General features: G+C 58.5%; 25 protein-coding genes and 1 tRNA gene. 13 read left to right on the top strand and 13 right to left on the bottom strand.

Going from position 1 to position 24762, the window contains the following annotated elements; all coding sequences use genetic code 11:
- Positions 1 to 15 precede the first annotated feature (15 nt).
- The 9 genes from HNR03_RS28475 to HNR03_RS28435 all read right to left on the bottom strand — a co-directional run bounded on the left by HNR03_RS28475 (position 16) and on the right by HNR03_RS28435 (position 6866).
- A complete protein-coding gene (locus HNR03_RS28475; protein ID WP_259157440.1) occupies positions 16 to 2910 on the bottom strand; it encodes a DUF927 domain-containing protein in 2895 nt (964 codons plus the stop codon).
- Positions 2907 to 3179: a DUF3077 domain-containing protein gene (locus HNR03_RS28470; RefSeq protein ID WP_208669770.1), complete on the bottom strand. Its 273-nt coding sequence runs from the start codon at positions 3177 to 3179 to the stop codon at positions 2907 to 2909. The genes HNR03_RS28475 and HNR03_RS28470 overlap by 4 nt, the downstream gene beginning before the upstream one ends.
- The gene (locus HNR03_RS28465; protein WP_111454474.1) at positions 3176 to 3460 is read right to left on the bottom strand and encodes a hypothetical protein; all 285 of its coding nucleotides are present in this window, start codon (positions 3458 to 3460) and stop codon (positions 3176 to 3178) included. Before HNR03_RS28465 ends, HNR03_RS28470 begins: the two co-directional genes overlap by 4 nt.
- Positions 3457 to 3615 carry a hypothetical protein gene (locus HNR03_RS28460; RefSeq protein ID WP_259157438.1) on the bottom strand — a complete coding sequence of 53 codons (159 nt, stop codon included), beginning with the start codon at positions 3613 to 3615 and terminating at the stop codon, positions 3457 to 3459. Before HNR03_RS28460 ends, HNR03_RS28465 begins: the two co-directional genes overlap by 4 nt.
- Positions 3616 to 3991: 376 nt before the next feature.
- Positions 3992 to 4297, bottom strand: a complete 306-nt coding sequence (locus HNR03_RS28455) for a hypothetical protein (RefSeq protein WP_259157437.1) — start codon at positions 4295 to 4297, stop codon at positions 3992 to 3994.
- The gene (locus tag HNR03_RS28450) at positions 4294 to 4560 is read right to left on the bottom strand and encodes an AlpA family transcriptional regulator (RefSeq protein WP_259157501.1); all 267 of its coding nucleotides are present in this window, start codon (positions 4558 to 4560) and stop codon (positions 4294 to 4296) included. The genes HNR03_RS28455 and HNR03_RS28450 overlap by 4 nt, the downstream gene beginning before the upstream one ends.
- Before the next feature lie 86 nt (positions 4561 to 4646).
- Positions 4647 to 4895 (bottom strand): helix-turn-helix domain-containing protein, encoded by a 249-nt coding sequence (locus tag HNR03_RS28445; protein ID WP_253434641.1) that lies wholly within the window; start codon positions 4893 to 4895, stop codon positions 4647 to 4649.
- 491 nt (positions 4896 to 5386) lie between these two features.
- Positions 5387 to 6622, bottom strand: a complete 1236-nt coding sequence (locus HNR03_RS28440; RefSeq protein WP_259157436.1) for a tyrosine-type recombinase/integrase — start codon at positions 6620 to 6622, stop codon at positions 5387 to 5389.
- 167 nt (positions 6623 to 6789) lie between these two features.
- Positions 6790 to 6866: transfer RNA gene (locus HNR03_RS28435), tRNA-Arg, on the bottom strand.
- 350 nt (positions 6867 to 7216) lie between these two features.
- Between HNR03_RS28435 and gabD the strand changes: the two genes are divergently transcribed.
- The 3 genes from gabD to HNR03_RS28420 all read left to right on the top strand — a co-directional run bounded on the left by gabD (position 7217) and on the right by HNR03_RS28420 (position 11487).
- Positions 7217 to 8659 (top strand): NADP-dependent succinate-semialdehyde dehydrogenase, encoded by a 1443-nt coding sequence (gene gabD, locus HNR03_RS28430; RefSeq protein ID WP_054050229.1) that lies wholly within the window; start codon positions 7217 to 7219, stop codon positions 8657 to 8659.
- Between the two features lie 197 nt (positions 8660 to 8856).
- A complete protein-coding gene (gene gabT, locus HNR03_RS28425) occupies positions 8857 to 10134 on the top strand; it encodes a 4-aminobutyrate--2-oxoglutarate transaminase (RefSeq protein WP_090177104.1) in 1278 nt (425 codons plus the stop codon).
- Between the two features lie 138 nt (positions 10135 to 10272).
- A complete protein-coding gene (locus HNR03_RS28420) occupies positions 10273 to 11487 on the top strand; it encodes a response regulator (protein ID WP_222589285.1) in 1215 nt (404 codons plus the stop codon).
- Positions 11488 to 11621: 134 nt separating this feature from the next.
- On the opposite strand, the gene HNR03_RS28415 is transcribed toward HNR03_RS28420, so the two are convergent.
- Both HNR03_RS28415 and desA read right to left on the bottom strand, forming a co-directional pair.
- Entirely contained in the window at positions 11622 to 12611 is a 990-nt protein-coding gene (locus HNR03_RS28415) for a sensor domain-containing diguanylate cyclase (RefSeq protein ID WP_222589286.1), read from the bottom strand.
- A 150-nt stretch (positions 12612 to 12761) separates the two neighbouring features.
- Positions 12762 to 13946, bottom strand: coding sequence for a delta-9 fatty acid desaturase DesA (gene desA / locus HNR03_RS28410; protein ID WP_259157434.1), 1185 nt, complete (start codon positions 13944 to 13946; stop codon positions 12762 to 12764).
- 147 nt (positions 13947 to 14093) lie between these two features.
- Between desA and dibA the strand changes: the two genes are divergently transcribed.
- From dibA to HNR03_RS28380, 6 genes are all read left to right on the top strand, one after another.
- Complete coding sequence (gene dibA / locus HNR03_RS28405) at positions 14094 to 16013, top strand: phosphodiesterase DibA (protein WP_259157433.1); 1920 nt, start codon at positions 14094 to 14096, stop codon at positions 16011 to 16013.
- 271 nt (positions 16014 to 16284) lie between these two features.
- Positions 16285 to 16467: a sulfur starvation response protein OscA gene (gene oscA / locus HNR03_RS28400; protein WP_007945260.1), complete on the top strand. Its 183-nt coding sequence runs from the start codon at positions 16285 to 16287 to the stop codon at positions 16465 to 16467.
- 70 nt (positions 16468 to 16537) lie between these two features.
- Positions 16538 to 17551: a sulfate ABC transporter substrate-binding protein gene (locus HNR03_RS28395; RefSeq protein WP_259157431.1), complete on the top strand. Its 1014-nt coding sequence runs from the start codon at positions 16538 to 16540 to the stop codon at positions 17549 to 17551.
- A gap of 70 nt (positions 17552 to 17621) precedes the next feature.
- Positions 17622 to 18440 (top strand): sulfate ABC transporter permease subunit CysT, encoded by an 819-nt coding sequence (gene cysT, locus HNR03_RS28390; RefSeq protein ID WP_208670587.1) that lies wholly within the window; start codon positions 17622 to 17624, stop codon positions 18438 to 18440.
- A gap of 13 nt (positions 18441 to 18453) precedes the next feature.
- Positions 18454 to 19326: a sulfate ABC transporter permease subunit CysW gene (cysW, locus tag HNR03_RS28385; protein ID WP_046031356.1), complete on the top strand. Its 873-nt coding sequence runs from the start codon at positions 18454 to 18456 to the stop codon at positions 19324 to 19326.
- Between the two features lie 3 nt (positions 19327 to 19329).
- The gene (locus HNR03_RS28380) at positions 19330 to 20319 is read left to right on the top strand and encodes a sulfate/molybdate ABC transporter ATP-binding protein (RefSeq protein ID WP_090177086.1); all 990 of its coding nucleotides are present in this window, start codon (positions 19330 to 19332) and stop codon (positions 20317 to 20319) included.
- Between the two features lie 81 nt (positions 20320 to 20400).
- On the opposite strand, the gene HNR03_RS28375 is transcribed toward HNR03_RS28380, so the two are convergent.
- Positions 20401 to 20919 carry a DUF962 domain-containing protein gene (locus tag HNR03_RS28375; RefSeq protein WP_259157429.1) on the bottom strand — a complete coding sequence of 173 codons (519 nt, stop codon included), beginning with the start codon at positions 20917 to 20919 and terminating at the stop codon, positions 20401 to 20403.
- An 84-nt stretch (positions 20920 to 21003) separates the two neighbouring features.
- Here HNR03_RS28375 and HNR03_RS28370 point away from each other — a divergent pair, with 84 nt between their 5' ends.
- The 4 genes from HNR03_RS28370 to HNR03_RS28355 all read left to right on the top strand — a co-directional run bounded on the left by HNR03_RS28370 (position 21004) and on the right by HNR03_RS28355 (position 23716).
- On the top strand, positions 21004 to 21690 hold the full coding sequence (locus HNR03_RS28370) for a Crp/Fnr family transcriptional regulator (protein WP_259157428.1): 687 nt from the start codon (positions 21004 to 21006) through the stop codon (positions 21688 to 21690).
- Between the two features lie 77 nt (positions 21691 to 21767).
- The gene (locus HNR03_RS28365) at positions 21768 to 22142 is read left to right on the top strand and encodes a response regulator (RefSeq protein WP_259157427.1); all 375 of its coding nucleotides are present in this window, start codon (positions 21768 to 21770) and stop codon (positions 22140 to 22142) included.
- A 103-nt stretch (positions 22143 to 22245) separates the two neighbouring features.
- Positions 22246 to 22494: a helix-turn-helix domain-containing protein gene (locus HNR03_RS28360; protein WP_259157426.1), complete on the top strand. Its 249-nt coding sequence runs from the start codon at positions 22246 to 22248 to the stop codon at positions 22492 to 22494.
- Positions 22487 to 23716 (top strand): type II toxin-antitoxin system HipA family toxin, encoded by a 1230-nt coding sequence (locus HNR03_RS28355; RefSeq protein WP_259157424.1) that lies wholly within the window; start codon positions 22487 to 22489, stop codon positions 23714 to 23716. The genes HNR03_RS28360 and HNR03_RS28355 overlap by 8 nt, the downstream gene beginning before the upstream one ends.
- Here the strand turns inward: HNR03_RS28355 and HNR03_RS28350 are convergent, their stop codons facing one another.
- A complete protein-coding gene (locus HNR03_RS28350; protein ID WP_259157421.1) occupies positions 23717 to 24721 on the bottom strand; it encodes an AraC family transcriptional regulator in 1005 nt (334 codons plus the stop codon).
- Between the last annotated feature and the right edge of the window lie 41 nt (positions 24722 to 24762).

The raw sequence follows: 24762 nt of genomic DNA, 5'->3' as shown, positions 1-24762 counted from the left end.
TCAATAGGGATGCCGTCAGGCAGCCCGAGCCTCGCTCTCATCCGTCCCCGGAATCGTCTTTACGATGTAGCAGCGTTGCGGGCCGAGGCCAGGCAAACGGATCAAGCTGTACGCTTTCCCATCGCTTCCCGGTTCAAGTACACCTCGGCGTAACAGCTCCTTGTTCACGGCATTGATATTCATGCCCTTGAACACCTCCGAGCGCCATGACTCGGGCAACACGTAGTAGGTGTTGGTGGTGTGCAATGCATCGCCTAAACCGTGTTCCAGCGTTTTGCGAAAGCCCAATCGGTCAATGGTGCGCGGACCGTGCTCGTCGATCTTCGCGGCGGCCGACTCCCAGCGCGTGAAGCGGCTTTCGCCGAAGCGTTCGATGACCTGGCGAAGCCGCGCCAAGATTGCGTCTCCTTCGAAGTTGCCGGCGCCGCCGCGCTCATTCATCCAAGCACTGAGGCATACGCGAGCGGCGGTCGTGGCAGTGCCGTCTGGCCAGCCCGTAATCCCCATCGCGGTGGCCAGCTCTCCAGCTGCGGCGGCCAGTCCAAAACGGGCCGCCGCACGATGGGCTTGGCCACTGGCCGAGGCTGGGAGAGCTTTGGCGATAAAACCTTCCATCGTGTGACGTAGGATCGCCGACCAGCCGTGCCGCTTGCCGGGCTCACAGAGGGCTGACAGGAAGGCCGTGAGCGGTGTGCCGTAGTACTTGGCCACCCGCGCCTTGAGTGCATCGGAGAGGGCGGCGGCATCATCGAAGCCGTTCAGTACGTCGAACATGCCGAGGCCCTTGCTGGCGTCTGCCGGCACGGCGAGCATGCGAACTTCCATACCGGCTTTCAGCTCCTTATTCGCTTCGGCCATGTGCTGCGCCAAGGTCTTCTCGCCGGTCGAGAGAAACAGCAAGCGCCACTCCTGCACCTGTCGACCGGCTTGTCCTCGATCATTGGCGCGAGCCTTGCCGGTGCCGTTGCCGAGCATGTACACCGTTTCGCCAATGATGCGCGGGTCGCACATGCCGATTTCATCCAGCACCAAGAGCCCGTCGGAGTGCGCGGCGGCGATGGATTCCAAGGCGTTATCCGTGGAGCGCCAGGAGCGCACCAGACGTGGCCCACCGTAGATCGAGGCGGCCACTTGCAGGTGGGTGGTCTTGCCGCCTGAGCTGTCACCGTAGAGGTGAAAGCCGCCCGACTCATGGCCGAGCATGTGCAGCAGCGGACCGGCAAATGCCACGCTGGCCACAAATGCCAAACGGTGATTGCCGATGCACAAGGCGCCGATTTGTTCTTGCCACTGCTCCAGAGTGCCGGATTCGCTGATGGGTGGAAGCTGTGCGCCGGCCTCATAAAAGTGCAGGTGTTCAACGTGTGAGCCGACCTGTTGTTCGGGTAGCAGGAAGGCGCTGTCGTGCCAGCCCAAGCGAGTGACCAATCGAGCGCGCTGGGCGCTGTCGAAGCCGCCGAGGTAACTCTGCAGATCGTTGCGGGCATTGCGACCGGAGCGACTGCCAGCCAAGCGCAGGCCCATGTCCACGAGCGGTCCGAGCACGTCCTTGCCGAAGTCACCAGTCATGGTCCGCGCCGGAATGTTCCAACGCTTTTTCGCCCCGTCAGGATCGTCGAACTCGACCAGCAAGCCCCAGTTATGGCCCTGTGCATCACGGGTGCGCGCTAGGATCTCCAGCGGCGAACACACCGGGCGTGCCTCGCCATCGTCACCCGAATAAAACACTCCTTCTGCCGTCAGGCGAAAACCGCCGGGCAGCAGATCATTTTTGGGTTTTGCAGAGCGCTTGGTCGCCGGCTTGGTTTTGGCTTCGAGTGGTTCGTCCGCTGCTTTCTCCGGCTCAACACCGAACAGTTCGCCGCTGAGTTCCAGCTCAACGAAATGCGCCGTCGTCCATCCTTTGCTTTGTGCATCGGCCGCGTCGTCGCCGTCGTCCCATTGACCACCCTTGGCAAAAGTCGGTTGGTCATTCTTGAGCGTGGGCTTGCGTTTGAAGACGCCTAGGGCGATCGTACGCACCGACTTGGCGCCGATCTGGTGCAGTTGCGCCGCGACGGCATCCATGCAGCTTTTGCCACTGGCGTCGTTGTCGGGCCACAAAACCACGGACCGACCTTTCAGTGGTGTCAGGTCCGCTTTGTGCCAGGAGTTTGAGCCGTTCGGCCAGCACGTGGCCACGTAGTTGGGCAGCAGCTCCGCTGCAGCGTCGGCGGCCTTTTCACCTTCGCACAGAATGACCGAAGCCTCTGCGCGTTGTGCCAGTTCATCCAGGCGCAGTAGTGGACGCGGCTCCGGCAGACCTTGCCAACGCCAATGCTGAGTTTGGCCGTCGGCGCGTTGGCACCACGTCAGTGGCGCAAAGACCTTCCTCGGCTTTCCGTCTTCATCGGGGCCGAGGTCGAAGCGGTAGAGCGCCATGACCGGCTGGCCCTGTGCATCGCGATACATCCAGACTTTGGACGGTGCGCCGTGCTGCCGATGCTTGGCCGGGCACTTGTTCATGGCCTCGGCCGGGATCGGCTGTATGGCAGTCCACTCAGGTGCTTTTGTCTTGGCAAGCGCTGGCTTCGCCTGGGCGGCGCCGGGCGATACGTTGAGGAGGTCTGCCAGTTTATTGCAGGCATCTACGTCGGTGCCGTCGTCCAGATAGCGCACCAGATCGATCAGGTCGCCGCCCTTGTCACCGGTGGCGAAGTCGGCCCACGTACCCTTGCTCAAATTGATCTTGAGAGAACCGGCGCGCTTATCGCTGCGGGTCGGATTGGGAGCGGTGTATTCCTTGCCGCCGTCGACGCGCTTGCCATTGGGGAGCCAGTGCGACAGGACGCGATCAATGTCTTTCAGTGCAGTGGCTTTCACGTCGGCGAAGCTGGGACGTTTCGCGGAGTTGCTCGGGCGTTGGTTCATGCGTCAGCCCTCGGCAAAAACAGCGCGTCGTTGATGTCGTCGATCAGGGCCTTGGCCATCTCGCCAAGATATAAAGCAGGCCAACTGAAACGCTCGCCGCTGTCGCTCATGGCAGCGTCGAAGTTAAGCTGGTTGGCGTGATGCTGCAGCAGGGAAACCATCTCCAGTGCATCTTCGACCGGTACTCCGGCATTCACCCGGAACAACTTCAAATCGGTGGCGTTCACGCGAGTAAATGTGGCGCGACCAAGGGTGGTGGAGTTGGTCATAGCGCACCGCCTTTCTGCGCCGCAGGAATCGAGGTGGTGTCACCGTGCAAGGCGAGGGTCTTGATCAGGCCAAGGGTGCCGCGCACGTCCCAGAGGACGGCTGCGATCACATGATTGGCGAGGCGCGAGGATTCGCTTTCGAAGTGATCTTCAAGCAGCGTCAACACCGAGTCGGCGCGATCAATGGCGCAGGTGATGGCGTCGATGGGCACACCGGCTTCAGCAGTTGGATTCACGCAGAGCAGGTCTTCGGGCAGGGCAAAACTCAGTGCGCTGTTCATTGGGCACCGCCTGCGGTTTCGAGTGCGCGGGCTTTGGTCATGTGAGCGTTGTAACGGGAGAGGCGTGTAGCGAGGCTGGAGTTGGCGTGTAAAGCGGCGAGAGCCATTGCACGATGGGCAGCGGCGCGATTTTTGGACGGATTGAGGGCGTGCATTGGTGAAGCTCCTGTATGTGAGGAGCTGCCACTCATCGTCGCCAAACGATTTAAGGGTGGCAGCTGTGCGCGGGTTGGCGAACCGGGCATACAGGACCCCGGCAGACCCGAAGGTCTCCCACGCACAGCCACCATTAAGCAGGAATGCGGACACAAAAAAAGCGCCTGCAATCGGTATGGGGGCGCCTGTGCGCCTGTATGAGCTCGGGTCGCCAAACCCGGTCGCTGAATTTGCAGCGACAGCCAGAGAGTAACGTCCCATTTTCGAAAGTGCAACCGTGCGGAAACCTTGCGCATTTTTTCGATGCGACATAAATTGTTTGGGCATATAGATTTACCTCGACGCCTTCGGATCGCTCCCGAGGGCGTTTTTATTTCATCCGTGAAATTTCCAATGCAGGGAAATCAGCGGAAGGAAACCGCCATCGAGACGTGATCTGGCATCTTCGTAGGCATCACTTTGTTGGCCTTCGTCGATAATCACGGCACTGAATTTTTCAGTGTGCAAAGCAAGGGCACACCAGGTGCCATCTGGCCAAATCAGTACTCCCACAACACGGTTGAGGCGTTCATGTTTGGTTCGGTAGCGCTCAAGGCGTTGCATGTAAATTGACGACAGGCCTATTTCGCGGAGGACTGAAAACGGCTTCAACACAGCCCTATGGGCGATGTGCCGTATCATGCTGCTGCCTTATCGCGAGCTGCGATACGCGCACGGGTCCAACTCAAAACCTCAGACAAAACCCAGGCGACTGGAGCGCCACGGGCATTGCTGTCAGTAAGTTTTACGGACTGCGGGAACCCGCTTTCGGGTTGGCTCATGAGTTTGTAAACCGTAGCGCGTCCAATACCGGTGATGGACATCACCAGTTGGATGCGGATTAGAGTTGCGGCGGGATCGAACCGCCCCAGCTCTGCATCGCCCACTCTTATTGGTGAGGCCATAGGCGACACAATTTCTCGAATCGAATTAGCATGGGTTACTGAAGGCGCGAGTGCCGTAACGGTGCATTTCTGCTTGGTTTCAACCATTACGCATGTCCTCGCGCTAAGTTGGTGGTAGCTGAACACACACGACTTTCGAGCCAGGTGGCGACATCTTGAGGGCGGTAACGCACTCGAGATCCGGTCTTTAGATAAGGGAGAGAGTTGGTGCGCGAACTTCGCCAAGCGGCAAGCGTTCGGCTGGACAAACCAAGTGCAGTGGCAACTTGATCGGTGGTCAGCAGTTCAGATGTGATCGTGGTGTCAGATGTAACTGAAGCGTTGAGGAGCGTCATAGCGCGTTTCCTGTAGTAGTCCTTACAGGCCCAAGCTATATAAACGCTTTTGCATTTATTGGAAGTTCGATTTTCTTGCGCTTTACCCTTCTACGGTGCTTTTTTGAAGGATAAGTCGTGCACGTTCGCAACAAAGTTTTGATTTTCACTGTGGACGTCCAACCATGTCCTACTGGTTTTCCATACAGTTAAAAAATGAAAAGCCAGAGATGGCAGTCGTGTGCAAAACCGACGAACGGTAGTCCCCGCGCCCCTGATCCGCAATCAGGAGCAGCGATGCGAATTCGCCGGATTACACGTAACGGAGCAGCCTACAGGAAGGTGAGGAGGATTTAAGGCGTAACACCTCTTCGCCGCGTAACACCGTGCGGATGGATAGCCTGTGCAGCGTGTTAAGCGGTAGTTACCCAATAAATTCAACGGTTTGGTCGGTCTTGTAACACCCGTAACACTCGTAACACCAATTTTTCATGGGTGCTGGGATTGCATACTCATACCGCCTTGCCAAATTGACCCTTAACAATGTTGCCGTGCTCCAATTCATCAAGGTGGTCTGCATACCACTGCATCATGACTTTGCGCTGAGGCAAGTACACCGCCTTGTTGTACACGCCTGCTATTCCCTCTTTTACATGAGAGAGCTGAGCCTCAATGTGGTTTTCGTCGAATCCCTGTTCATTAAGGATCGTGCTAGCAATGTGACGGAAACCATGGCCAGTTTGCCGGCCCGCATATCCCAGCCTGCGCAGCGCCATCAGAAAGACGGTATTGCTACGGGGGATGGTTCGATCTTTTCTCCCAGGGAAGAGAAGGGGGTATGCGCCTGTCAGCGTGCGCAGCTCCGTTATCGATTCAATGGCCTGTCGAGATAAAGGCACTACATGCTCGCGCCGACGCTTCATTCTCTCGGCTGGAATCGTCCAGAGCTTTTTGTTGAGGTCGATTTCTGACCAACGTGCTTCTCTAATCTCGCTCGGGCGCGCCGCTAACAGAGCAAGCAAGCGAAGCCCAAGACGGACATCCTTCGCGTGAGGGTAAGAGTTGATAGCTCGAAGTAATGCAGGCAGCTCTTCTATTGATACGTGTGCATAATTTTCAGCACTACGTGTCTGAAGAAATTTATTAAGGCCTTCAAGGGGGTTGTGGATCGCTCGGCCTGTCACGCGTGCCAAGTCGTAGATCTCTTTGCAGAAGGCCCGAACTCTGCCCATTTGCTCAATGATCCCTTTCTGCTCCATACCGCGCAGAAACTCCATCCATTCAAGGGGCAGTATTTCTGTGTAGATGCGTTTGCCGAAAACGGGGAATACGTGAAGCTCCAGGGCACCAAGGACTCGACGGGACGTGCCGGCTTCCCAGCTCGAGCGCCTAGCCTCAAACCATTCGCGTCCTAATGCTTCGAAAGTGTTGTTGGCAGCCACCCGGTCAGCAATCTTGCGAGCCTGCTTACTGACTAAAGGATTTTTACCAGTCGAGGCGTCATCCCGCAGTTGCGCCGCCTTCTGCCTGGCTAGCGAACCACTAATTTCGGGGTAACCGCCTAGGCCCAGCCAGGACCATTTCCCGTCTGGCTTTTTGTAGCGCAACTCCCAAGACTTCTGTCCATTTGCCTTGACCCGAAAATACAAGCCGTTGCCGTCTTGCTCCCGGTACGTCGCACTCTCTGGCTCCAAGCCTGCAAGAGTAGTGTCGGCCAGTGGGCGGCGTTTGATTTCTGTACGCTTCACTGCGTGTATGCCTCCAGTTCAATGAATCTCAAAGCATACACGTGGGCATACACGGCGTGAAGTTATAGGGGTAGACAGGGAGGGATAGCCAGAAACAAGAAAACCCGCACGGGGCGGGCTTCTTGGGGTGTTTCGTAGACTGTCTGAGACAGGTCTAGACTGCTATATGGTGCACCAGGCGGGATTCGAACCCACGACCCCTGCCTTCGGAGGGCAGTACTCTATCCAGCTGAGCTACTGGTGCAATGCGGGCGCCATGATACTCATATGCACTGCGGGCGTCCATGCTGCTGAATCGACTGTGGTTTTCGCAACCGTAACAACCGTTTGCTACGTTGATCAGAAAAATTGGGCAAATGCGGCGTTTTCGTTCTTTTTTTCGAACAGGCTATTGTCCTTTACCCCCTTTGATCCTAGGATTCGTTTGAGATTTCAAACGCTCTTGTCTGGGTGCTGAACCGCACGAGTTTCGATCAGTGCGCTATTTATGTGCTTCAGCCCGGTGAATGATTTCCCTGACGGCAGCCTTTGAGGCGCCTTTCTACAATCATAATTCGCTCCGCGCTGGTCGCGGTGCTGTTAAGGAAAGCCGACATGCAGCTTAAAGACACCCAGTTGTTCCGCCAGCAAGCCTTTATCGATGGCGCTTGGGTCGATGCGGACAATGGTCAGACGATCAAGGTCAACAACCCGGCAACGGGCGAAATTCTGGGTACTGTGCCGAAAATGGGCGCTGCCGAAACCCGCCGTGCAATCGAAGCCGCTGACAAAGCGCTGCCGGCCTGGCGTGCACTGACCGCCAAGGACCGTGCGAACAAGCTGCGTCGCTGGTTCGAACTGATCATCGAAAACCAGGACGACCTCGCTCGCCTGATGACCCTGGAACAGGGCAAGCCATTGGCCGAAGCCAAGGGCGAAATCGTTTACGCCGCTTCCTTTATCGAGTGGTTCGCCGAAGAAGCCAAGCGCGTCTACGGTGACGTGATTCCGGGCCACCAGCCAGACAAGCGCTTGATCGTGATCAAGCAGCCAATCGGCGTGACCGCTGCAATCACCCCGTGGAACTTCCCGGCTGCAATGATCACCCGTAAAGCCGGCCCGGCCCTGGCCGCCGGTTGCACCATGGTGCTCAAGCCTGCTTCGCAAACCCCGTTCTCGGCGTTTGCTTTGGCTGAACTGGCCCAGCGTGCCGGCATTCCGAATGGTGTGTTCAGCGTTGTGTCCGGCAGCGCCGGCGACATCGGCAGCGAGCTGACCAGCAACCCGATCGTGCGTAAATTGTCCTTCACTGGCTCGACCGAAATCGGTCGTCAGCTGATGGCTGAATGCGCCAAGGACATCAAAAAGGTTTCCCTGGAACTGGGCGGCAACGCGCCGTTCATCGTGTTCGACGACGCGGACCTGGATAAGGCTGTCGAAGGCGCGATCATTTCCAAGTACCGCAACAACGGCCAGACCTGCGTCTGCGCCAACCGTCTGTACATTCAGGATTCGGTCTACGACGCGTTCGCCGAGAAGTTGAAAGTGGCCGTGGCCAAACTCAAGATCGGCAACGGTCTGGAAGAAGGCACCACCACTGGCCCGTTGATCGACGAAAAAGCCGTGGCCAAGGTTCAAGAGCACATTGCTGACGCGATCAGCAAAGGCGCAACCGTGCTGGCCGGTGGCAAGGTCATGGAAGGCAACTTCTTCGAACCGACCATCCTGACCAACGTGCCGAAGAACGCAGCCGTGGCCAAGGAAGAAACCTTCGGTCCATTGGCGCCGCTGTTCCGCTTCAAAGACGAAGCCGAAGTGATCGCGATGTCCAACGACACCGAATTCGGTCTGGCGTCGTACTTCTATGCTCGCGACCTGGGCCGTGTGTTCCGTGTGGCTGAAGCCCTGGAATACGGCATGGTCGGCGTCAACACCGGGTTGATCTCCAACGAAGTCGCGCCGTTCGGCGGCATCAAGGCGTCGGGCCTGGGCCGTGAAGGCTCCAAGTACGGCATCGAAGATTACCTGGAAATCAAATACCTCTGCCTGGGCATCTAAGCTCGCAAGACAAGAGCCGGCAAGGCATTGCTTTAAACGCAAAGGGCACGAGAGCGCTGTCCCTTTGCGTGCTTCAAATGGAATTTTCTCTGTGGCCGGGAACGCTATGGCAGTCGATCATCGCATGCTGCCGTAGGTGCCTCCCCGCCGCATTTTCCTTGAACCACGCCGCCCGATGAGCGGTGAATGAGGACTTTATGAGCAAGACTAACGCATCCCTGATGAAACGCCGCGAAGCCGCTGTACCACGCGGTGTTGGCCAGATTCACCCGATCTTCGCCGAGTCCGCGAAGAACGCCACCGTGACTGACGTTGAAGGTCGCGAGTTCATCGACTTCGCCGGCGGTATCGCTGTGCTGAACACCGGCCACGTGCACCCGAAAATCATCGCCGCCGTGACCGAGCAGCTGAACAAGCTGACCCACACTTGCTTCCAGGTACTGGCTTACGAACCGTACGTAGAAGTGTGCGAAAAAATCAACGCCAAGGTGCCAGGTGATTTCGCCAAGAAAACCCTGCTGGTGACCACCGGTTCCGAAGCCGTTGAAAACGCCGTGAAGATTGCCCGTGCTGCCACTGGCCGTGCCGGCGTGATCGCGTTCACCGGCGCTTACCACGGTCGTACCATGATGACCCTGGGCCTGACCGGTAAAGTCGTGCCTTACTCGGCCGGCATGGGCCTGATGCCAGGCGGCATCTTCCGCGCGCTGTACCCGAACGAGCTGCACGGTGTGAGCATCGACGATTCGATCGCCAGCATCGAACGCATCTTCAAGAACGACGCCGAGCCGCGTGACATCGCTGCCATCATCATCGAACCGGTTCAGGGCGAAGGCGGTTTCTACGTCGCGCCGAAAGAGTTCATGAAGCGTCTGCGTGCCCTGTGCGACCAGCACGGCATCCTGTTGATCGCTGACGAAGTTCAGACGGGCGCTGGCCGTACCGGCACTTTCTTCGCCATGGAACAGATGGGCGTTGCTGCCGACCTGACCACCTTCGCCAAATCCATCGCTGGCGGCTTCCCGCTGGCCGGTGTGTGCGGCAAGGCCGAATACATGGACGCCATTGCTCCAGGCGGCCTGGGCGGCACCTACGCTGGTAGCCCGATTGCTTGCGCCGCGGCCCTGGCCGTGATGGAAGTGTTCGAAGAAGAGCACCTGCTGGACCGCTGCAAGGCTGTCGGCGAGCGTCTGGTGACTGGCCTCAAAGCCATTCAGGCCAAGTACCCGGTGATCGGTGAAGTCCGTGCATTGGGCGCGATGATCGCGGTCGAGCTGTTCGTTGACGGCGACAGCCACAAGCCGAACGCTCCAGCGGTCGCCGCTGTTGTCGCCAAGGCGCGTGACAAGGGTCTGATCCTGCTGTCCTGCGGCACCTACGGCAACGTTCTGCGCGTCCTGGTACCGCTGACTTCGCCGGACGAGCAATTGGACAAAGGTCTGGCCATCATTGAAGAGTGCTTCTCGGAGCTTTGATCTAAAGTGCTTACATGAAAATGTGAGCTGATCGACAAAAAACCCGCTTCGGCGGGTTTTTTTGTCCCTCAAAATAGACGCCTCGTTTCAAACAACCCGAGTCGACTAAGGTACAAGCATCGCAAAGGGAGCGTGCAGATGACCGCTGTGGTATTACCGGCTGTACCGCGTGTGCTGATTGCCGAGGCCGACCCCTGGTCTCGCGACCTGCTCAAGCATGTGTTGTTGAATGTGCGCTGCGACGCACGGTTGGACCTGTGCGCCGATGGCCAGGAAGCGTTGCGCCTCCTGGCGGACAATCCCTACGATCTGGTGATCGTCGATTGGGAGCTGCCTGGTATCGATGGCCTGAATGTCTTGCGCAACGTGCGCCAACGCAAGCGCAATCCACCGCTGCCCTTCATCCTGATGAGCAGTCGCAACGACAGCGCCAGCGTGCGTGAAGCACTGCCCCTGGCGCCTGCGGCGTACCTGACCAAACCCCTGAACATGGAAAGCCTGACCCATCGCCTGCAGGACTTGCTGGTGAATGCTGGGGAGGAGGTGGCCTGTGAGGTGCAAACGCTGGCGCCAGGCATGACTTTGTCGGTGTACCTGGAGCGGCGTCGTGAACTGGCGGAGGGTGCGCCGCTGATGACCGACGTGCAGGTGGCGGTTAACCGCAGCCTCAATCCCAATGGCCTGGACCTTAACCGCCTGGAAGGCGAAATCCGCACCGACCCACAGATCACCGCGGTGCTGATCGCGGCAGCCAACAGCGCGGCGCAGCACCTTGGCGATCCGGTCCAGACCTTGGGCCAGGCGTTGCACCGCTTGGGCACCGCGCAAAGCATGAACCTGATACTGGGGCTGGCGCTCAAACGCAGCGCCCGTCTCAGCGATCCATTTCTGGCCGACTACGCCGAGCGTTATTGGGACCTGTCGCTGCACACCGCTGAATACGCGCGGACGCTGGCGCGCTTGCTCGATCTGGATCAGGAACGCTGTTACTGCGCGGGCATATTGCACTGCCTCGGCGATCTGGCGCTGTTGAGGTGTTTGCAGGAATGGAAGCAGGCCGGCGGTGAGCTGGATGAGTGGGAGGAGGTTGGGGATGCCCTGGCCGAGTTCGGCGCAGCGTACGGTTCGGCCTTGCGCACGCGCTGGCGTCTGCCGCTGGAGTTGCGAGAGCTGATTGCAGCGGTCTACCAGCTCGGTGGCGGGGTTTACTCCCGCGAGGCCTTGGTGATGAACATGGCGGCGCAATTGGCGCGTCTGACTGAGCATGAGGGCATCGAGGCGTTGGCCAAGAGCCGAACGGCGCGGCTACTCAAGATCGGGCTGCCGGAGTTGATGCGCTTGCGCAAAAAATAAGCACTACACATAACCCTGTGGGAGCGAGCTTGCTCGCGATGAGGGCGTCACATCCAACATTGATGTTGGCTGATAGTCCGCTATCGCGAGCAAGCTCGCTCCCACATTGGTTTGTGTTTCGCCTGAGGTTGGGATCAGCCGGAGATGATGCGGTTTTTGCCCTGGCGCTTGGCTTCATACATCGCGGCATCCGCGCGGGCGTAAAGACCGTCGAGGCTTTGGTCTTCCGCGGTCAGGCTGGTCAGGCCCTGGCTGACAGTGATACCGAACGTCTTGTCGTCATGACTGAAGCTCAACTGTTGAATCATCCGCTGCAGGCGTTCGGCCACTTGCATGGCCATGTCAGGGGCGCAGCCCGGGAAGACAGCGGCGAACTCCTCCCCACCGATTCGCCCGAACAGATCGCCCCGGCGTAATGCGGCACGACCACTCTCGGCGATTCGTTGCAGCACGATGTCGCCGGTTTGATGGCCGTAGGTGTCGTTCACTAATTTGAAATCATCAATGTCGAGCAGCAGGAACGCCATCGGCGCGCCTTGCTTGCACGCTTGCGCAAACTCGTGCTGAGCGCATTCGAAGAAGTGGCGTCGGTTGCTGCTTTGAGTCAGCACATCGGTGGTGGCCAGTCGCTGCAATTCCGCCTCCATTCGTTTCTTTTCCGTGATGTCCTCGGCGATGCCGACGATGATCACCGGTTGGCCCGGTTCGGCCTGGCGATTGATGAAGCACTTGTCGCTGATCCAGCGCACCTGGCCGTCGGCGGCGATGATGCGGTACTCGCGGTCTTCAACGGCCCCTTTCTCCAGTACTTCGGCCAGGCTGCGCTCGGCGTACTCCAGATCATCGGGGTAAATACTGTCGCGCCATTGGTTGTAATCGGACAGCAACAGGCCTGCGGATCGGCCGAAAAGGCGCTCATAGGCCGGGCTGACATAGAGCACCTGGCGGGTTTCCCAATTGAAGGCCCAAAGCACCGCGTTGACGCTCACCAGCAGCGAGCTGAACAGCTGTTCGCGTTCGCTCAGTCTGGCGACTTCGCCCTGGGCATGCATCAGCGCCATCAGGGTTTGCGCGGTGTCGGGTGATTGTGTGAGCGATGAGTCGTGCAGGTTTTTAGGGACCATTGGGACAAATCTCAAAGGGCATGGGCCGCTCGAGGTTCGAACGCGGCGACAACGAAGCCCGCCGGGGGTGGCGAAGTGTCTTTGAGATAGGCGATTTGGAACGAAGTTCCTGAGGGTGCGCCCGCGAACGGGGCGCACCGATCAACGGCGTCAGGCAGCGGCGGGGCGCAGGGAGTAGGTCTTCAACTGGTCGGCGAAGTCACGCAGGGACTGAATCCCGCTGGCTTCAGCCTCGTGAACCCAGTCCTTGATGGCGGCCAGCATGTCGTGACCATTTGAGCTGGTCTTGACCCAGATCTGCTGCAAGGCCAGGCGTTTCTCGTAAATTACCTTCAGCGCCTGACTGTGCTCGAGCATGGTCTGGATGCGCACGTGGTGTTTTTCATCCAGCAGGCTGGTTTCCCGCGAAAGCAGGCGCTTGGCGCGGTGGAACTGGTGACGGACCGAGTGATCGACCTTTTCCAGTTCTTGCTTGACCAGCGGCGCGATGACCAGTTTGCGGTACTGGGCCATGATCTGGAAACGGTTGTTAAGGATGGCCATGGCAGTGTCCATGTCCAGGCTGCCTTTACCCTCCACGCGGTGGGCAATCGGCGCAACCCGCTGGACCTTGGCCAGACGGAAGAAACTGAAGACCTGGATCCAGGCCCAGCCGAGGTCGAACTCCCACTTCTTCACCGACAATTTTGCCGAATTAGGATAGGTGTGATGATTGTTATGCAGTTCTTCGCCGCCGATCAGGATGCCCCATGGCACCAGATTGGTCGCCGCGTCACGGCATTCGAAGTTGCGGTAGCCGATGGCATGACCCAGGCCGTTGACCACGCCGGCGGCCCACACCGGGATCCACATCATCTGGATCGCCCAGATGGTGATGCCGATGGTGCCGAACAGCATGAGGTCGATGAGCGCCATGATTCCAACGCCCAGCAGCGGGTAGCGGCTGTAAAGGTTGCGTTCGATCCAGTCTTCGGGGCAGTTTTTGCCGTAGATGCGCAGGGTCTCCGGGTTTTCCGCTTCGGCGCGGTACAGTTCGGCACCTTTGCGCAGAACCGTGGACAGGCCCTTGATGACCGGGCTGTGCGGGTCATCGACTGTTTCGCATTTGGCGTGATGCTTGCGGTGGATAGCCGTCCACTCGCGGGTGTTCTGCGCCGTGGTCAGCCACAGCCAGAAGCGGAAAAAATGTTTCAGGCCAGCATTGAGCTCGAGCGAGCGATGGGCTGAATAACGATGCAGATAGACCGTGACGCCGACAATCGTGACATGGGTCATCAGCAGGGTGACTGCCACCAGTGACCAGGGCGACAAGCCGAGAAAACCTTCGTACCACATAGGCTATAGGGCCCTCGATAAAGAAAAAAACAGCCGTTGCATTATCACTAAGCCCACAGATAAAACCAGTCGCCCTTTCAGATAAGAGTGGCTGGATGTTTCTTTGGCATATAATTCCAACCAATTTGTAGGGACATGGACCGTCGAATGTCTGCCACATATCGCGATGCCTTGCGTGCTGCGCTGCTTTACCTGGTGCTTTCCGTCGTCTGGCTCCAGTTTAGCGGCCAGCTATTGAACAGTTTCTTCGATAACTCCACTGAGTTACTGCGATGGCAACTGATCAACGGTTACCTCTGGGTGGCGTTCAGTGCGGGGCTGATCTTCATTGCCCGAGCGCGTTTGTTCCGCTGCCTGGGGATCGGCGCCAAATTGCGCGAGCGCAGTGAAGACCGCGAGCGCTTGCGTCAGGCGGCCGCGGTGTTCGATTGCACCCGCGAAGGTGTGCTTGTCACTGACAGCAAAGGCCTGATCGTCCACGTGAACCGGGCGTTCATGGAAATTACCGGCTATCAGCGCGAAGAAGTGCTGGGCCAGCGCCCGAACATGTTCAAGTCTGGTCATCACCCGCCAGCGTTCTATCAGCAGATGTTTGCCACCCTGGACGGCACCGGTGAGTGGAGTGGGGAAATCTGGAACCGGCGTAAAAGCGGCGAGATTTACCCGCAATGGCAGACCATCCGCATCATTCGCGACGAGCAGCGCCAACTCAGCCAATACGTCGCTGTGTTTTCAGACATCAGTGCGATCAAGAATTCCGAGCATGAACTCAAGTACCTGGCCAGCCACGATCCGCTGACCACGCTGCCGAACCGTTTGCTTTTCACCGACCGTGCCGAGCAGGCCCTGGCGTCGGCGCAACTGCACAAGCGCGGTTGCGCGTTGCTACTGATCGATCTGGATCACTTCAAGATGATCAACGACGGCCTCGGGCACACGATCGGCGACCAATTGCTCAAGGCTGTGGCTGAGCGCTTGAAAGCCCTGCTCGACCCGGGCATTACCCTGGCACGCCTGGGCGGGGACGAGTTCGCCGTGCTCGCCGAGAGTTGTCCACAACTGGTGCACGCCGGGTCACTGGCCCAGCGAATCATCGATGAACTGCGTGAGCCGCTTCATATCGAGGGGCATCGGCTCTTTGTCAACGCCAGCATTGGCATCAGCCTGTTTCCCAGTGATGCCTTGAGCGCCGAGCAGCTATTGCGAAACGCCGATTCAGCGCTGTTCAAGGCCAAGAGCGCGGGTCGCGATGGCTACGCCTTGTACACCGAAGAATTGACCGCGCACGCCCAGCAGCGAGTGGAAATCGGTTTCGAGCTGCGCCGCGCCCTGGAGCAGCAAGAGCTACGGGTTTACTACCAGCCGGTGCACGACCTCAAGTCCAGTCGCCTGATCGGCGTCGAGGCGCTGGTTCGCTGGCAACATCCGCAGCGCGGGTTGGTGTCGCCGGCAGAGTTCATCCCCATTGCCGAGCGCACCGGGCTGATTGCCGCGATCGATGCCTGGGTCATGCGTCAGGCCTGTGAGCAGATGTGCCGCTGGCAAGCCGCGGGTGTGGCGTTGTCATTTGTCGCGGTGAATGTTTCATCCCGTTTGTTTGCCCGTCGTGAGTTGTATCAACAGGTGGCTCAGGTGCTGCGCGAGACCGGGCTGGATCCGGCGTATCTGGAGCTGGAAGTCACTGAAAGCGCAGTGATGGACGATCCTGAAGTGGCCCTGGAGCAGATGCATCGCTTGCGCGAATTGGGTGTGCGGTTAGCCATCGATGACTTCGGCACCGGCTATTCGTCGTTGTTGCGACTCAAGCGTTTACCGGTGCAGAAGCTCAAGATCGATCAGGGCTTTGTCGCCGGTCTGCCGTGGGATGAGGATGACGCGGCCATCGTGCGGGTGATTATCGCGCTGGCGCGAAGCATGGGGATGCAGGTGCATGCCGAGGGGATCGAGCAGGTCGAGCAGGCGCGCTTCCTGCTCGAGCAGGACTGTAATCTGGGGCAGGGCTACTGGTTCGGGCGTCCGGTGCCGGACCAACAACTGGATTGGGCTCACGCGCCGGAAATTCGTTAAGCCGAAAAAGATCGCAGCCTCGTTTCACTCGACAGCTCCTACATGGAAATCCGTACTCCAGTAGGAGCTGTCGAGTGAAACGAGGCTGCGATCTTTTGCTTTTCAAGCAACCAATCGTTCCCAAGCCCTTGTCCTGTCAGAAAATCGTTTCTGGTTATATAAACATTCTTAAATAGTCTTTTTAAGAATATCCGCGCGTCTCTACTATTGCTCTCACGCCGCAAGCAGTGCCCTCGCTGCCAGGCAATCTCTCAGTCTAAGGAGCAGCACCATGAGCGCATCCCTACGTAGCGTTGACGGTCAAGACGAAGCCACCATCTTGCGTGAGATCCAGAGTGCACTGCGCGATCTGCGCTTTGGCGCCGTGGAAATTACCGTGCACAACGCACAGGTAGTCCAGATCGAACGCAAAGAGAAATTCCGTTTGCAGAATCCGAGCAACAAACCGAGCTAAACCACCGGCAACCCGATTCCAGCACACCATAAAAAAAGCCAACACAATCAGAATTCCAGGAGCTTTCACCATGTCGTCGATTCGTCAATTCGCTTTGGCCGCCTTGGCCAGTGCCCTTTTTGCTGGTTCCGCGGTTGCCAAGGATTACGAATTGCTCAACGTGTCGTATGACCCGACCCGTGAGCTGTACCAGGATTACAACGCCGAATTCGTCAAGTTCTGGCAGAAAGATCACGCTGGCGACTCGGTGAAAATCCAGCAATCCCACGGCGGCTCGGGCAAGCAAGGCCGTGCTGTGATCGACGGTCTGCGCGCCGACGTAGTGACGCTGGCCCTGGCCGGTGACATCGACGAAATCGCCAAGCTCGGCAAGACCCTGCCGATCGACTGGCAGAAGCGTCTTCCCGAGGCGAGCACGCCTTACACCTCGACCATCGTGTTCCTGGTGCGCAAGGGCAACCCTAAAGGCATCAAGGACTGGGGCGATCTGGTCAAGAACGACGTGTCGGTCATCACCCCGAATCCGAAAACCTCGGGCGGTGCGCGCTGGAATTTCCTCGCGGCTTGGGCCTATGGCCTGAAAGCCAACGGCGGTAACGAAGCCAAAGCCAAGGAATACGTGCAAACCCTGTTCAAGCACGTGCCTGTGCTGGACACCGGTGCTCGCGGTTCGACCATTACCTTCGTCAACAACGGTCAGGGCGACGTGTTGCTGGCCTGGGAAAACGAAGCGTTCCTGGCGTTGAAAGAAGACGGCGGCGCCGACAAATTCGAAATCGTTGTGCCTTCGCTGTCGATCCTGGCCGAACCGCCGGTTGCCTTGGTCGATAAAAACGCCGAGAAAAAAGGCAACACCGAAATCGCCGAAGCGTACCTCAAGCACCTGTACAGCCCGGCAGGCCAGGAAATTGCAGCGAAAAACTTCTATCGTCCACGTGACAAGGATGTGGCCGCCAAGTACAGCAAGCAGTTCCCGACACTGGACCTGGTGACCATCGACAAGGACTTCGGCGGGTGGAAAACCGCACAGCCGAAATTCTTCAATGACGGTGGCGTTTTCGACCAGATTTATCAGGCGCAGTAACCTGAAATAAGCCATCAACGAGCCCCGATTCATGCGTCGGGGCTTTGCGCGTTCTCAACCAAGGACTTTTATGTCGCGTCGTATCTCCCCCGTCATACCCGGCTTCGGGCTGACGCTGGGCTACACCTTGGTGTACCTCAGCCTGATTGTGCTCATTCCACTGGCGGCGATGTTCGTGCATGCCGCTCAACTCACCTGGGAACAGTTCTGGGCGATTATCTCGGCGCCACGGGTGCTGGCGGCGTTGAAGCTGAGCTTCGGCACCGCGCTCTATGCCGCGATCATCAACGGCATCATCGGCACGCTGCTGGCGTGGGTGCTGGTGCGTTACACGTTCCCCGGTCGCAAGATCATCGACGCGATGATCGACTTGCCCTTCGCATTGCCCACTGCGGTGGCCGGTATCGCGCTGACCGCGCTGTACACCCCCACCGGTTTGGTCGGTCAGTTTGCAGCGGACCTGGGTTTCAAGATTGCGTATACCCCCCTCGGCATCACCCTTGCCCTCACTTTTGTGACGCTTCCATTCGTAGTACGTACCGTACAGCCAGTATTGGCTGATATCCCTCGAGAAGTGGAAGAAGCGGCCGCGTGCCTGGGTGCAAAACCGTTGCAGGTTTTCCGCCATATCCTGGTGCCGGCACTGCTTCCGGCCTGGCTCACCGGGTTCGCGTTGGCCTTTGCCCGTGGGGTCGGCGAGTACGGTTCGGTGATCTTCATCGCCGGTAACATGCCGATGAAAACCGAGATCCTGCCGCTGCTGATTATGGTCAAGCTCGACCAGTACGATTACACCGGCGCCACCTCCATTGGTGTACTGATGCTGGTGGTTTCCTTCGTCCTGTTGCTGCTGATCAACTTGCTGCAACGCCGTATCGAAACCCCATAAGGAGGCGCGAACAATGTCCCAATCGTCTATTGCGGCCGCTTCCTCGGCCAATGCCGCCCGCCGTGGCAGTGCCACTTCGCGGCGAATCCTGATCGGCCTCGGCTGGCTGATTTTTGCGCTGTTTTTGTTATTGCCGCTGTTCATCGTGGTGTCCCAGGGCCTGAAGCTTGGCTTGGGTGCGTTTTTCACCGCGATCTTTGAGCCGGATGCTTTGTCGGCCTTGAAGCTCACGGTGATCGCTGTGCTGATTTCGGTGCCGCTGAACCTGGTGTTTGGCGTCAGCGCGGCGTGGTGCGTGAGCAAGTACTCGTTCCGTGGCAAAAGCATGCTGGTGACGCTGATCGACCTGCCGTTCTCCGTCTCGCCGGTTATTGCCGGTCTGGTCTACGTGCTGATGTTCGGCGCCCAGGGCCTGTTCGGTCCGTGGTTGCAGGATCACGACATCCAGATCGTCTTCGCCTTGCCGGGCATCGTGCTGGCGACGATTTTTGTCACTGTGCCATTCGTGGCCCGCGAGCTGATCCCGTTGATGCAGGAACAAGGCACGCAGGAAGAAGAGGCCGCGCGCCTGCTGGGTGCCAATGGTTGGCAGATGTTCTGGCACGTCACCGTTCCCAATATCAAATGGGGCCTGATTTACGGCGTGGTGCTGTGTACCGCGCGGGCGATGGGTGAGTTCGGTGCGGTGTCGGTGGTTTCCGGGCACATTCGCGGGGTGACCAACACCTTGCCGCTGCACGTCGAGATCCTCTACAACGAATACAACCACGTGGCCGCGTTCGCTGTGGCGAGCCTGTTGCTGATCCTGGCGCTCTTCATCCTGCTGCTCAAGCAGTGGAGCGAAAACCGTATTAACCGCCTGCGCGCCAGCGCCGCGGAGGAATAATTCATGTCGATCGAAGTGCGTAACGTCAGCAAGAATTTCAACGCGTTCAAGGCGCTGGACAACATCAGCCTGGACATTCAAAGCGGCGAGCTCGTGGCGCTGCTCGGCCCGTCCGGTTGCGGCAAGACCACGCTGCTGCGGATCATCGCCGGCCTGGAAACGCCGGATCAGGGCAGCATCGTTTTCCACGGCGAAGACGTTTCCGGCCATGACGTGCGTGATCGCAACGTCGGCTTCGTGTTCCAGCACTATGCGTTGTTCCGCCATATGACGGTGTTCGACAACGTCGCATTCGGCCTGCGCATGAAACCGAAAAACCAGCGCCCGAGCGAAAGCCAGATTGCGGTGAAGGTTCATGAACTGCTCAACATGGTGCAGCTCGATTGGCTGTCGGATCGCTACCCGGAACAACTCTCCGGCGGTCAGCGCCAGCGTATTGCCCTGGCGCGTGCCTTGGCAGTGGAACCGAAAGTCCTGCTGCTCGACGAACCCTTCGGCGCCCTCGACGCCAAGGTGCGCAAGGAGCTGCGCCGCTGGTTGGCGCGGTTGCACGAAGACATCAACCTGACCTCGGTATTCGTGACCCACGACCAGGAAGAAGCCATGGAAGTGGCTGACCGGATCGTGGTGATGAACAAAGGCGTGATCGAGCAGATCGGTTCACCGGGCGACGTCTACGAGAACCCGGCCAGCGATTTTGTCTATCACTTCCTGGGTGACTCGAACCGGCTGCATCTGGGCGAAGACAACCACGTGCTGTTCCGCCCGCATGAAGTGTCGCTGTCGCGTCATGAACTGGAGGACCATCATGCGGCCGAAGTGCGTGATATTCGTCCGTTGGGCGCGACGACGCGGGTGACATTGAAGGTCGAAGGCCAGAGCGAACTGATCGAAGCTGAAGTGGTGAAGGACCACGACAGCCTGATCGGTCTGGCGAAGGGCGAGACGCTGTTCTTCAAGCCCAAGGTCTGGCAAAAACTCGCCAATATTTAACCCTCCTGCCTGATAGCTCCCACGCTCTGCGTGGGAGCTATCAAGCATCATTGTGGGAGCGAGCCTGCTCGCGATGACGTCCTACGCTGCAGCGCGATTCGGATTGACCCGCACCCCACCCACTCGCGCCTCGATCTGCTCTTTCAGATCCCGACGCAATCCCAGCAAAAACGCCAGCTCGACCACCACGAACAACGGCCCGACAATCAACCCGGTCACGTCATCGACGAACGCCGGTTTGCGCCCTTCATAGTGGTGACCGAGAAACTGGATCGCCCAGCCCACCACAAACATCCCGATGCCGCTCGCCAGCCACACCAGCGTGCTTTGCTGTGCAAGAATCTGTCCCGCCCAAACGCACAGGCCAAGCAATACGGTCATCAACACCCCGAGGCGCAGCTCCAGGCGCAGGTAAAACCAGGCTGACGCCAATGCCACCAGCGCCGCCGGCGAAAGCCAGCCCCCGGCCCATTGTGGACGGGACAACAACACCGCCACCGCCACCACGATCAGCGGGATACCGATAAAGTGGCTGGCAATGTTGCGCGGGTCGCGATGGTATGCGGCGTATTGACTGAGATGGTCAACGAGGCTTTTCATTGTTATTCCTCCTGTAGGGTGATTGATCATGCCCCGTGTTCTGTTCTCGCTCTGTCAGGCAGGCGACAATCTTTAGGAGATTCCATGGATATGCAGGCTTGGCGTTCGTGCCTGATGATGGGGCAGTGGTTCAGTCATCTCCCTGTTTCCTTACAGGATAGTTTGCTGGCAGCGGCCAGGGTTCGGCGCCTGTCGATGGGGCAACTGTTGTTCAAGCGCGGCGATCCGCCGTGCGGGTTGTATGCGGTGCTCGAAGGCGCCATACGCATCGGTGCCGTCAGCGAGCAGGGCAAGGAAGCGCTGCTGAGCCTGGTGGAACCGCCGCACTGGTTCGGCGAAATCTGTCTGTTCGACAACCAGCCACGCACCCACGATGCCTTCGCCGTTGGCCAGTGCACCCTGTTGCACATCCCGCAGGCGACCTTGCTCAAGTTGCTCGACGAACAACCGGTGTACTGGCGGCAATTGGCATTGCTGATGAGCCACAAACTGCGCCTGACCTTCATCAACCTCGAACAACTGAGCCTGATGCCCGCCCCGACCCGACTGGCGCATCGCTTGCTGATGATCGCCGGAGGATACGGCGAAATCGATCCGCCACGCCGCGTGCTGCAACTGCCGCAGGAGCAGTTGGCGTCGATGCTCTCGCTGTCGCGCCAGACCACCAACCAGATCCTCAAGGACTTGCAGGGGCAGGGGATTATCGGTTTGGGCTATGGCGAGATCGAGATTCTGGACGCTGAGCGTTTGCGGGCCCTGGTCACCATCTAGCGGCATGTATTGAAGTTTGTGATGGGCAATCGGCCCGAACGCGCCTAGCCTGTACTCCTGAATAATCGAGGTGTGCCATGCGTGTCCTGTTAGTGGAAGACGAACCCGAAGACGCCAAACGTCTGGCCAACGGCCTGAACGAAGCGAGTTATGCGGTAGACGTGGCGCTCAACGGCATGGACGGCCGCCGCTACATCGAGTCCGGCGAATACGCACTGATCATCCTCGACGTGATGCTGCCGGGGCTTAATGGCTGGCAGCTGCAGCAACAGATCCGCAAGCTCGGCGACACGCCGGTACTTTTCTTGACCACCAAAGACGGCATCGAAGATCGCCTGCGCGGGTTGGAATTGCATGAGGATGATTACCTGCTCAAGCCGTTTGCCGTGAGTGAGCTGGTGGCGCGGGTGCGGAAGTTGTTGCGGCGGGATCGGGGCCGGGTAGGTTCTTGAGTCTGGTTAAAAAACGAGCTGGACATACTCATTAAACTGCACTAAATACAATGCACATCCACATTTTGTGGAAAATTGCACGGTATACAATGCAGGTTAAGCGATGGAAAACCTTGGCAGACTCATTCGGTCGTTACGCAAAGAGCGAAAGCTTTCGCAACAGGAATTGGCGCAACAGTACGGTATGAGCCGTTCGACGATTTCAGGCATCGAGAACAACACCATCTCCGAAATCGGTTTGCGCAAGATTGAGGCGATCCTCAATGGTTTCGGGTATGAGCTCACTGCCGTGCCCCGTCAGTCGAAGCGTCCAACGCTGGACTCTCTGAAGCAGGTCAACTTCCATGGCTGATCCAGAGAGAGAAAGGCTGCACATCAGTGTTTCTGGAATCGCAGTCGGCGCCCTCGGTCGGGGTCAGCCTCGCGGCGATTCGGTCTTTACCTACGCCGAAAATGCGCAGGAGCAAAACGCGGTCTCGTTGACCATGCCGGTCCGACTTGAGAGTTATACGTGGGACCAAGGCATACACCCGATTTTTGAAATGAACCTGCCGGAAGGCGCTCTGCGCGATGAGTTGGTTCGTCGATTCAGTAAAGCGGTCAGGGGCTTCGATGATTTCGCGATGCTGGCGATTGTCGGCCCATATCAGCTTGGACGAGTAGGCATTGCGAACGCGCAAGATTCGAATGACCGGCCCCCAGAAACCAGCCTCGCGGATCTTCTGGTGCATGACGGTGCACAGGGTTTGTTCGATGATCTGCTGCACACCTATGGCCAGTATTCGGGTGTTTCAGGCGTACAGCCGAAAGTGCTTGTCCGGGACAATGCGACAACTGTCGACCGGTTGACCCATCGAGGCGCGACACACCTGGTCAAATCGTTTCGTGCAGAGGAATACCCCGAACTCGCGGCCAACGAATATTTCTGCATGCGGGCCGCGCTGCATTGCGGACTTGAAGTGCCGAAATTTGAACTCAGCGAGCACGGCAAATTTCTGGTCGTCGAACGTTTCGATCTGAACGACAAGGGTTATCTGGGGTTCGAGGATTTCTGTGTCCTCAATGCCTGGCCGTCGAAGGCCAAATACGATGGGTCGTACGAAGGTGCTGCGAAGCAAATCAAGGAATTCGTCTCCCCGCCGCTGCTCAACCAGGCGCTTGAATCTTTTTTCAAGATCGTCGCACTTTCGTCCGGTTTGAAGAATGGCGACGCGCATCTCAAGAACTTCGGCGTGCTCTACGAGCATTGCGCTCTTGATGCGCAGATCAGCCTCGCTCCGGCCTACGACATCGTCACGACATCGGTTTACATCAAGTCCGACAGCATGGCATTGCTGTTAGGCGGGTCGAAGGCATGGCCCAAGTACAAAATGCTGATGCGATTTGGTCGTTCGGCCTGCAACCTGACGGAAGGGCGCTGCAATGAACTGCTGCAACAGGTCGCTCATGGGATGGATGTGGCGATGGGCGAAATGACTGATTACATCAAGGCACATCGTGCCTTTGCCGAGGTTGGTGACGCGATGCTGGAACAGTGGACATCAGGTATTGAGCGTAGCCTCATCAAAACCTGATCACCGCAACCCATCCCGAAACTGCCCCGGCGTCATCCCGGTCCAGCGCTTGAAGGCGCGATTGAAGCTGCTGGTATCGGCGAATCCCAGTAAATAACTGATCTCACTCAACGAGCATTGCGGGTCGCGCAGGTGCAGCAGCGCCAGGTTTTCGCGACTCTCATTGAGCAGCGTGTCGAAGCGACAACCTTCGTCGGCCAGGTGCCGTTGCAGGCTGCGCAAACTCAGGTGCAAGGCCTGGGCGATGCGTTCGGCCGAGGGTTCGCCTTCGGGCAATTGCTCTTCTATGGCGTCGCGGACTTTGCGTTCCCAGGTCAGTGGTTTGAGTTGCGCCAGGGTGCGCTTGAGCACCGCTTCATTGTGTTCGGCCAGTTCCGGGTTCGCATCGTCCAGGTGACTGTCGAAGTCCACGAGGGAGAATTCCAGTCGATCCTCGTCGGCGGCGAAATACACCGGTGAGCGAAACACTTTGTGCCATTGATGCGGATCGGCAGGTTCTGGGCGGCGCAGGTAAACCGCCAGTGGTGCGTATTCGCGACCCAGGCGATTGCGACAGGTGCGCACGTAGATGGCCGTGAAGGCGTCGATGGCTTCGAACGCGGGGGCCGGGTTGCCGACCGGGATTTTCAGGCGGAAGCGGTAGCGATCTTCGGCGCGGGTCAGCTCCAGCTCCAATGCATCACTGACCACTTGGTGATAACGCACGATGCGCTCGAACACTTCCCGCAGACTGCCGCTGGCCACAAGCGCATAGCCGAGTGCGTGAAACGTCGTCGGGCTGACAAAGCGTGACACCCGCAGGCCGATCGCCGGGTCGCCGCTGACCTGCACCGCGATTTCCCACAGGCGCGTGGTGCCGGACAACGGGTAACGGGCGTTCGGGTCGTCCATCAATTGCGGGTCGAGCCCCGCCTGGTGGCACAGGGCGGTGCTGTCGAGGCCCAGCGCATCAAGTTGCTTGCGCAGGGCGCGGGTCCAGCTGGCGAGGGAGGTCGGTTCAGTCATGCTGATTGGCGCTTCCGGTCAACAGGTTGGCGTTCACGGCT

Source organism: Pseudomonas sp. JAI111 (genome assembly GCF_024809425.1).
In the GTDB taxonomy this organism is placed as follows: domain Bacteria; phylum Pseudomonadota; class Gammaproteobacteria; order Pseudomonadales; family Pseudomonadaceae; genus Aquipseudomonas.
Note: the sequence above shows the minus strand (reverse complement) of the source record. Positions and strands in the feature narration are given on the sequence as shown.